At 60.8% G+C, this 8029-nt stretch carries 6 protein-coding genes; 3 read left to right on the plus strand and 3 right to left on the minus strand.

Annotation, left to right across the window (positions count from 1 at the left end; translation table 11 throughout):
* Window positions 1-208: 208 nt before the first annotated feature.
* On the plus strand, window positions 209-1453 hold the full coding sequence (locus JFN93_RS18030) for a M48 family metallopeptidase (RefSeq protein ID WP_199385519.1): 1245 nt from the start codon (window positions 209-211) through the stop codon (window positions 1451-1453).
* Window positions 1454-1541: 88 nt separating this feature from the next.
* On the opposite strand, the gene JFN93_RS18035 is transcribed toward JFN93_RS18030, so the two are convergent.
* Window positions 1542-2708, minus strand: a complete 1167-nt coding sequence (locus tag JFN93_RS18035; protein WP_199385520.1) for a hypothetical protein — start codon at window positions 2706-2708, stop codon at window positions 1542-1544.
* Window positions 2709-3140: 432 nt separating this feature from the next.
* Here JFN93_RS18035 and glgA point away from each other — a divergent pair, with 432 nt between their 5' ends.
* Window positions 3141-4706 carry a glycogen synthase GlgA gene (glgA, locus tag JFN93_RS18040; RefSeq protein WP_199385521.1) on the plus strand — a complete coding sequence of 522 codons (1566 nt, stop codon included), beginning with the start codon at window positions 3141-3143 and terminating at the stop codon, window positions 4704-4706.
* Between the two features lie 318 nt (window positions 4707-5024).
* On the opposite strand, the gene sucD is transcribed toward glgA, so the two are convergent.
* Window positions 5025-5900: a succinate--CoA ligase subunit alpha gene (sucD, locus tag JFN93_RS18045; RefSeq protein ID WP_199385522.1), complete on the minus strand. Its 876-nt coding sequence runs from the start codon at window positions 5898-5900 to the stop codon at window positions 5025-5027.
* A gap of 9 nt (window positions 5901-5909) precedes the next feature.
* Window positions 5910-7085, minus strand: coding sequence for an ADP-forming succinate--CoA ligase subunit beta (sucC, locus tag JFN93_RS18050; protein WP_199385523.1), 1176 nt, complete (start codon window positions 7083-7085; stop codon window positions 5910-5912).
* Window positions 7086-7684: 599 nt separating this feature from the next.
* Between sucC and JFN93_RS18055 the strand changes: the two genes are divergently transcribed.
* A partial coding sequence (locus JFN93_RS18055; protein ID WP_199385524.1) for a hypothetical protein occupies window positions 7685-8029 on the plus strand: 345 nt, incomplete at its 3' end.

Genomic DNA, 8029 nt, shown 5'->3' on the forward strand with positions numbered 1-8029 from the left:
TAGTAGAGATAGTCGCAAGGACTTCGGCCCCTCGTTTGATGAGGGGCCTTTTTTTATTCGCAATCCCGCGGCTCGCCACACCTCTGGCCCCACTTCAATCCCGCTCCCGGAATAATCCGTTCCTACTTATCTGAGAACCATGCTATTCTTTGTCGGCCCCCCGGGTTTCGGGGGGCCTTTTTAATGCCACCTGCCCCTCCGGAGCCCCATGAAAAGCGCCTTCATCCTTCTCTTTCTGATCCGTTTTGCCGTTGAACAGATCCTCTCCTGGCTTAACCTGCGCCACTTGAAACGGTACGGCGCACTCGTGCCGGCCGGGTTCGAAGGGGTGATCGATGCCGAGGCGCTGGCGCGGACGGTAAGCTACACCCGTGAACAGAGCCGGATCGGGCTGATCCAGTCGATCTACGACAGCATCCTGCTGCTCGCCTTTTTGTTTACCCCGCTCTTCCCGCTCTACGACGCCTGGATCGACACCTTTACCGACTCCTTCATCCTGCGCGGCGTCATCTTCATGCTGATCCTCACCCTGGTCCAGGGGGTGCTCGACATTCCGTTCTCCCTGTACCAGACCTTCCGGGTCGAGCGGCGCTACGGCTTCAACACGATGACCATCGGACTGTGGCTCTCCGACCTTGTCAAATCGACCCTCATTTCGGCGGTTCTTCTTTGCGCGGTCGGTTCGGGTGCGCTCTGGCTGGTCCGCACCTCACCGCAACACTGGTGGCTCTGGGTCTGGCTCTTCTTTTTCCTGGTGTCGATCACTTTGCTTTACGTCTCCCCGTACCTGATCGAACCGCTTTTTTCCAAGTTCGAGCCGGTGCAGGACCCCGAGTTGGAGGGCGAGATCCGGACGATGATGGAAAAGGCGGGGCTCAAGATCAAGAGCGTGCAGCAAATGGACGCTTCCCGCCGCACCCTCCATTCCAACGCCTACTTCACCGGAATCGGTCGGGTAAAGAGGATCGTTCTTTTCGACACCCTGCTCAAGCAGATGGACCCGCGCGAGATCCTCGCCATCCTCGCTCACGAAGTCGGGCACTGGAAAAAAGGTCACATCAGGAACCGGATCATCCTCACCGAGGCGGGGGCCCTCGTGGTCTGCTTTCTCGCCCATCGGCTGCTGGCCTGGGGCGGGATTCCGGCGCTCTTCGAGCTACCCACCGTATCCTTCCCGGCCCAGCTGCTTCTTTTGAGCTTCATCGGGTCGCTGGTTTCCTTCCCGCTGACGCCGCTCTCTTCCTGGCTTTCCCGGCGGCACGAATGGCAGGCCGACCGTTTCGCCACCGACCTCTCCGGGATGCCCGACGCGCTCGCCACGGCGCTCAAGAAACTCACCCGGGAGAACCTTTCCAACCTCCATCCGCATCCGGTCTACGCGCTCTTCTATTACTCCCACCCGCCGGTCGTGCAGCGGGTCGCCCGCCTGGAAGCGCAGCCATCCAAACCGTAGGGTGGCTCCCGTGCCCACCAGGTACATGCAAAAGGGGCTCACCTGATGAGGTGAGCCCCTTTCTTGTTTCCTGAGGTTGGGAGGCCGGCTACCGTCTGGCCTTCGCCATCATCCCGTTGCCGGTCCCGCTCGAGCTGCTGCCCCCGGTCATGCCGGTTCCGGTGGAGCCGGACATCCCGGTGCCGCCGGTGCCTGAGCTTCCGGTGGAGCCGCTGCCACTGGTGCCAGTGCCGGTCGTGGATGAGCCGGATCCTCCCATCATGCCGGTACCGGTGCCGGTACCGCCCGTCGTCCCCGAAGTTCCGGAGGAGCCGCTCCCCGAGGTCCCGGCGGTGGAGCCTCCCATCATGCCGGTGCCGGCGCTCCCCCCTTTTCCGCCCATCATGCCCGAGATCGGATGGCCGCTCATATTCCAGAAACGGGCGTTGGTCAGGTTGGGGAAAAGAGTGCTCATGTTCCGAAACGGCATGCCGGCGGTCATGGCCGGCATGGACGCGACCTGGGAGGTTACGCTCGCCGCGATCTGGTTCATCATCGACTGGCTCTGCTGGGAGCCGCCCGGCATGGCAGCGACCATCTGGGAAAGCTGGTCGTTGATCGCCCCCATCATGCCGCGAAAGCGGTTCACATCGGTCGAGGCGGAGGTGCCGGTACCGCTCATGATCTGCGCGGCCTGACCCGCCATCAACGACGCCATGTTCTGGGCCGCCGTGTGCATGAGGGCGTAGTTCCCCTTGTTCGGATCGGTCGACCCTGCCGCCCCGAGACTTACGTAATCGGCCATCATGTTGGTTCCGGCCGGCAGGTTCATCTGGTCACGCAGCTGGGTCATCGCATCGGTGAGCGTCATCCCCGGATTTGCTTCCATGTTCTCCCGAATGAGGGTGGTCATCGGAGTGACCATGGCCGTGCCAGTGCCGCTGACGGCCTGTGCCGGCATCGACATGACGTAGGTTCCGGTCACGGCCTGGTTGGTGTCGGCATCGGTGGTCTGTCCCTGGATCGCCATGGCGACGATCGGGTACTTGCCGACGTCCTCGGGAGCGACGTTGAGGGTGTACGAGCCGTTTTGATCGGTGGTGGCCGAGGGCTCCCCCGGATCCAGCTGGTAATTGCCGTTTTTGTCCATGAACACGACCGCGTTCACGAGATACCCGTCGGCCACCTTACCCGAGACCGTCGCCCCCGAAGTGCCCGAATTGCTTCCCCCGCTGCATCCTGCCATAAGCCCCGCGACAATGAGTGATGCTGCCATTAGTCCTTGCTTTCGCATGCTGTACGTTCCCTCTCTGCTGGTGTTGATGGTGCTGTCTCTATGGCCGGATCATGCTGAACCTTGGAAGAACTCGCGGAGTCGCGCACAATCTCCAACCAATCCTTGAGCACGAAGCGTGCCCGCGAGGCGGACTCGCGCCCCGAGGCGCTTTGACGACCTTCACTCCACCAGAATGGTAGGATATTCCCCAGCAACCTGCGGATTATTACCCATAGCAAGGGCCAATGATCGGAGTTTCCGATTGTCCCGGGCCGGGTTGTGGGTGGAAAGACTCCTCAAAATACCTACCTGTTCCTCGACAAAATGCCCACCCATCCCCCCCATTTCACTCCATTAGAACCATTGCTTCACAGCCCCGTGCATGATAGGTTTATAATCCGCTTTCCAACACATCCAATGAGAGAGGCAGGTATGCGCCTTAACATATTGATGGCCGCCTCCGAGGCGGTGCCCTTCGCCAAGGAAGGTGGGCTCGCCGACGTCGCCGGTGCCCTTCCCAAATACCTGAAAGCACGCGGTCACGACGTGCGGCTGGTCATGCCCCGCTACTACAAGGTGGACCGGCAGCGCTTCGACCTGAAGCCCCTTCCCGGCGTGCTGGTGGTCCCGATGGGGATCATCGGCAACATGTACTGCGGTGTCCTGGAGGGGCGTATTCCCGGCAGCGACGTACCGGTCTACTTCCTGGAGCACGAGGATTATTACGGGCGGGACACGCTGTACGAGCAGGACAACAAGGGGTACCTCGACAACGACAACCGCTTCATCTTCCTGTCCCGCGCCGCGCTGGAACTGTGCAAGATGATCGACTTCACCCCGGACGTGGTTCATGCCCACGACTGGCACACGGCCGCCATTCCGGTGCTGATGAACACCGCGCTGCGCCGCGACCACCACCTCGGCAACGCCGCCTCCGTTCTCACCGTCCACAACATGCAGCACCAGGGAGAGTTCTACGAAGGTGCCATGGACGTCCTGGGGATCGGCTGGGAGCACTTCAACTTCCTGGAGCTGGAAAAGGACGACCAGGTAAACCTGCTCAAGGGGGGCATGTACCACGCCACCCTGCTCAACACCGTCAGCGAAGGCTACGCTCGCGAGATGCAGACCGCCGAGTACGGCTGGGGTTTGGAAGGTGTGGTGCGGGAACGCTCCTGGGATCTTTTCGGGATCCTGAACGGCGTCGATTACGGGGAATGGAATCCCGAGAGCGATCCGCTCATTCCGGCCAATTTCTCGGCGGCCGAGGTTTCCGGCAAGGCCCTTTGCAAAAGTGAGCTGCAACGGGCGCTCGGGCTTCCGGTACGTCCCGATGTCCCGCTGATCGGGATGGTGGGCAGGCTGGTGAAGCAGAAGGGGATCGACGTGCTGGCCGAGGCGATGCCCCGCATTTTGGAGTTGGATGCGCAGTTCGTGCTGCTGGGTGCGGGCGAGCCGTGGTCGCACTTCTATTTCGGCGGGCTGGCCGGCAAGCATCCCGATCGTTTTGCCTGCCGGATCGGTTACGACAACGCCCTTGCCCACCGCATCGAAGCGGGCGCCGATTTCTTCCTGATGCCCTCGGCGTTCGAACCGTGCGGGCTGAACCAGATGTACAGCATGCGCTACGGGACGCTCCCCATCGTGCGGGCCACCGGCGGTCTCGACGACTCGGTGGACAACTTCGATGCGGGCCATCTTTCCGGAACCGGCTTCAAGTTCTGGGATCTCACTGCCGGCGCCCTCTTCGACACGGTCGGCTGGGCAGTCCACACCTGGTATCATGACCCGCAGGCAATTACCGCGCTGCGCCAAAATGCCATGCGGCAGCGGTTCACCTGGGACGATGCCGCCGCCAAATATGAGCGGCTCTACCTTGAGGCGATGAAAAGAAGGATCGGGGAGTGGGCGTTCAACGAACTGGCGGGCACGCGGCAGCCGGCCCATGCCGCGAGTGGCGCCGGTGATGGCGGTTACGGATTGAGCGCACCGGTTTGAGTGACCATGGCCCCCCCTGATTAACTGATGGAAGACCTTTTTATTTACTGTGGGAGCGCCTTTCCAGGCGCGAACCGCCGAAGGCGGTGACAACGGTTGGGGTTGATCGCGACTGGAAAAGCGCTCCCACCGGGTAAGCCAAACGCTTCCCAGAGGAGAACATTCACCAAGAAGGGCGGCATCGGATCTCCGATGCCGCCCTTCTCTTTTAATCGTGCCGGTAATGGCGCTCCCACAGCGATGGGTACCCGATCCTGCCCATCTTGCCCGTCCCTGTGAAGAGACTCGTTCTCCGCGTCCTCTGCGGTGAGGCTAAACCTACTTCTTCCCCATCGCCTCCAGCATCGCCTCCCCCATCCGGGTCGGGCTGGTCGCGACGGTGACGCCGCACTCGGTGAGGGTGCGGATTTTGTCCGCTGCCTTTCCTTTGCCGCCGGTGATGATGGCGCCGGCGTGTCCCATCCGTTTGCCCGGAGGGGCGGTAACACCGGCAATGAAGGCTCCCACCGGCTTTTTCATGTGCTCCTTGATGTAAAACGCCGCCTCTTCCTCGGCCGCGCCGCCGATCTCACCGATCATGAAAACCGCTTCGGTGGCCGGATCGTCATTGAACATCTTGAGTACGTCGACGAAGTTGGTCCCGATGATCGGGTCCCCGCCGATCCCGACGCAGGTGGACTGCCCCAGTCCGGCGTCGGTCAACTGCTTGACCGCCTCGTAGGTAAGCGTGCCGGAGCGGGAGACCACCCCGATCTTGCCGGGGAGGTGGATGTGTCCGGGCATGATCCCTACCTTGCATTCCCCCGGCGTTATGACTCCGGGGCAGTTCGGGCCGATCAGCCGCATCTTGCTTGCAGCCAGGATCCGCTTCACCGGCACCATGTCCCGGACCGGAATCCCCTCGGTGATGCATACCGCCAGGTCGAGCCCGCAGTCGGCGCATTCCAGGATCGCGTCGGCCGCACCCGGAGGGGGCACGAAGATCATGGAGACGTTCGCCTCGGTGTAGCGGACCGCCTCCTCCACGGTATTGAAAACCGGGATCCCCTCGATGTGGATCCCCCCCTTGCCCGGCGTCACGCCGGCTACGATGTTGCTCCCGTACTCGCGGCACTGCTGGGTATGGAAAAGGCCGCTGCGCCCGGTAATCCCCTGGACCAAGATTTTCGATTGCTTATTGAGAAGTATCGACATGATCGCCCCCTAGTTGTCGCCGTTCGAGGCCTTCAGCATCTGCACGATGCGCTGGGCCGCGTCTCCGAGGTTGTCGCCGCACTGGACGTTGAGCCCGGACTCGCTGAGGAGACGTTTCCCCTCCTCGACTTGGCTGCCGTCCATCCGCACTACGATCGGGAGGGTGCATTTAACCTCCGCGGCGGCCTCGATGATGCCATGGGCAATGATGTCGCAACGCATGATCCCGCCGAAGATATTGACGAAGATCCCCTTCACGTCACCGTCCTGGAGGATGATCTTGAAGGCCTCGGCGACCTTCTCGCGGGTGGCCCCGCCGCCGACATCCAGGAAGTTCGCGGGCTCGCCGCCGCACTCTTTCAGGACGTCCAGGGTGGCCATGGCCAGGCCGGCCCCGTTCACCATGCAGCCGATGTTGCCGTCGAGCTTGATATAGGCGAGGTCGTACTTGCTGGCGTTGATCTCCAGCGGATCGAGCTGGGAGTAGTCCATCATGTCCGGGTACTCGCGGTGGCGGAAGACGGCGTTGTCGTCAAAGGTGATTTTGGCATCCATCGCCATCAGCCACCCAGCCTTGGTCACCACCAGCGGATTGATCTCGACCAGCGAGCAGTCCTTTTCGAGGAGCACCTTGTGCAGGTTCAGGATCAACGAGACGCAGTCCTCGCAGACGCTGCCGGTGAGGCCGAGTGCAAGGGCGATCTTGCGCGCCTGGTAGGGGCGCAGCCCGATCAGGGGATCGATGGAAAGGGTATGGATCTTTTCAGGAGTCTTGGCTGCAACCTCCTCGATCTCGACCCCACCTTCGGCGGAAGCGATCAGGATATAGCGCGAGGAGCCGCGATCCAGCGTCATGGAGAGGTAGAATTCGCGGGCGATCTCCACCGCCTCCTCGACCAGGATACGCCGAACCCGCAGCCCCTGCGGACCGGTCTGCGGCGTCACCAGGGACCGGCCGAAAAGCTCTTTGGCCAGATTCTGCGCCTCTTCCGGATGGAAGACCAGCTTTACCCCGCCCGCCTTGCCGCGGCCGCCGGCGTGGATCTGGGCCTTCACCACGCAGCGCCCCCCCATCTCCTTGGCGGCCCGCTCCACCTGGTCCGCGGTCAACGCCACCCGGCCCCGCGGGACCGGGATACCGTAGGCGCTGAGGATCTCTTTAGCCTGGTACTCATGAATGTTCATGATGCCCCCTTCTGCTCCTATTTAATTTTTGGCTCTCGAAACGTTATTCTGAGTAAAACAAACATCCTTCTCAGACAGTCAGCGAAAGGGCCCTTCGCAACCAAATAAAGCCTGATATCTCTTTATGTTACGATCCATCAGACTACATTTACGCGACAGCTACCAACAGCGACACCCCAGAATTTCAACCGAAAAGCGGCACCTTGTTCTATTTTTTTGTCTACGCTATCTATTCTCTTGATAACCAAAAGTCAATCAAAACTTTGTTCGGTTTGCGGGGTCTCCAGTACGTATCGGCCCGGACCCCAACATTCTGAAACGGTTTCGCATTCACTCCCGATGAGAAAATGGCACCAGACCGAGACAGACAGAAGCATACCAGGGAGCAGTGAACGCGCTCCTTTTTCATTCATGCACGAGGCTCTCCCCAAGGATCTGCATCTCGAAGCAGGATAACTCTATGGTGCAGAAGGGTACTCCGAAAATCCGAACCTCATGCCGGCAAATCCGAAGAGGTGGTCAATAAATCCGAAATGGTGGTCAGCAAACCCGAAGAGGTAGTCCGTAAATCCAGAGGGATGGTCAGTAAATCCGGAGGGATGGTCGGCAAATCCGAAGAGGTGGTCAGCAAATCCGAAGAGGTGGTCAGCAAATCCGACGAGGTGGTCAGCAAATCCGAAGAGGTGGTCAGCAAATCCGACGAGGTGGTCAGCAAATCCGGCGAGGTGGTCAGCAAATCCGACGAGGTGGTCAGCAAATCCGACGCGGTGGTCAGCAAATCCAAAGTGGTGGTCAGCAAATCCGAAGAGGTGGTCAGCAAATCCGAAGAGGTGGTCAGCAAATCCGAGGAGGTGGTCAGCAAATCCAAGGAGGTGGTCAGCAAATCCAAGGAGGTGGTCAGCAAATCCAAGGAGGTGGTCAGCAAATCCAAGGAGGTGGTCAGC

The sequence above is a fragment of the Geomesophilobacter sediminis genome (assembly GCF_016458275.1).
Taxonomy (GTDB): domain Bacteria; phylum Desulfobacterota; class Desulfuromonadia; order Geobacterales; family Geobacteraceae; genus Geomesophilobacter; species Geomesophilobacter sediminis.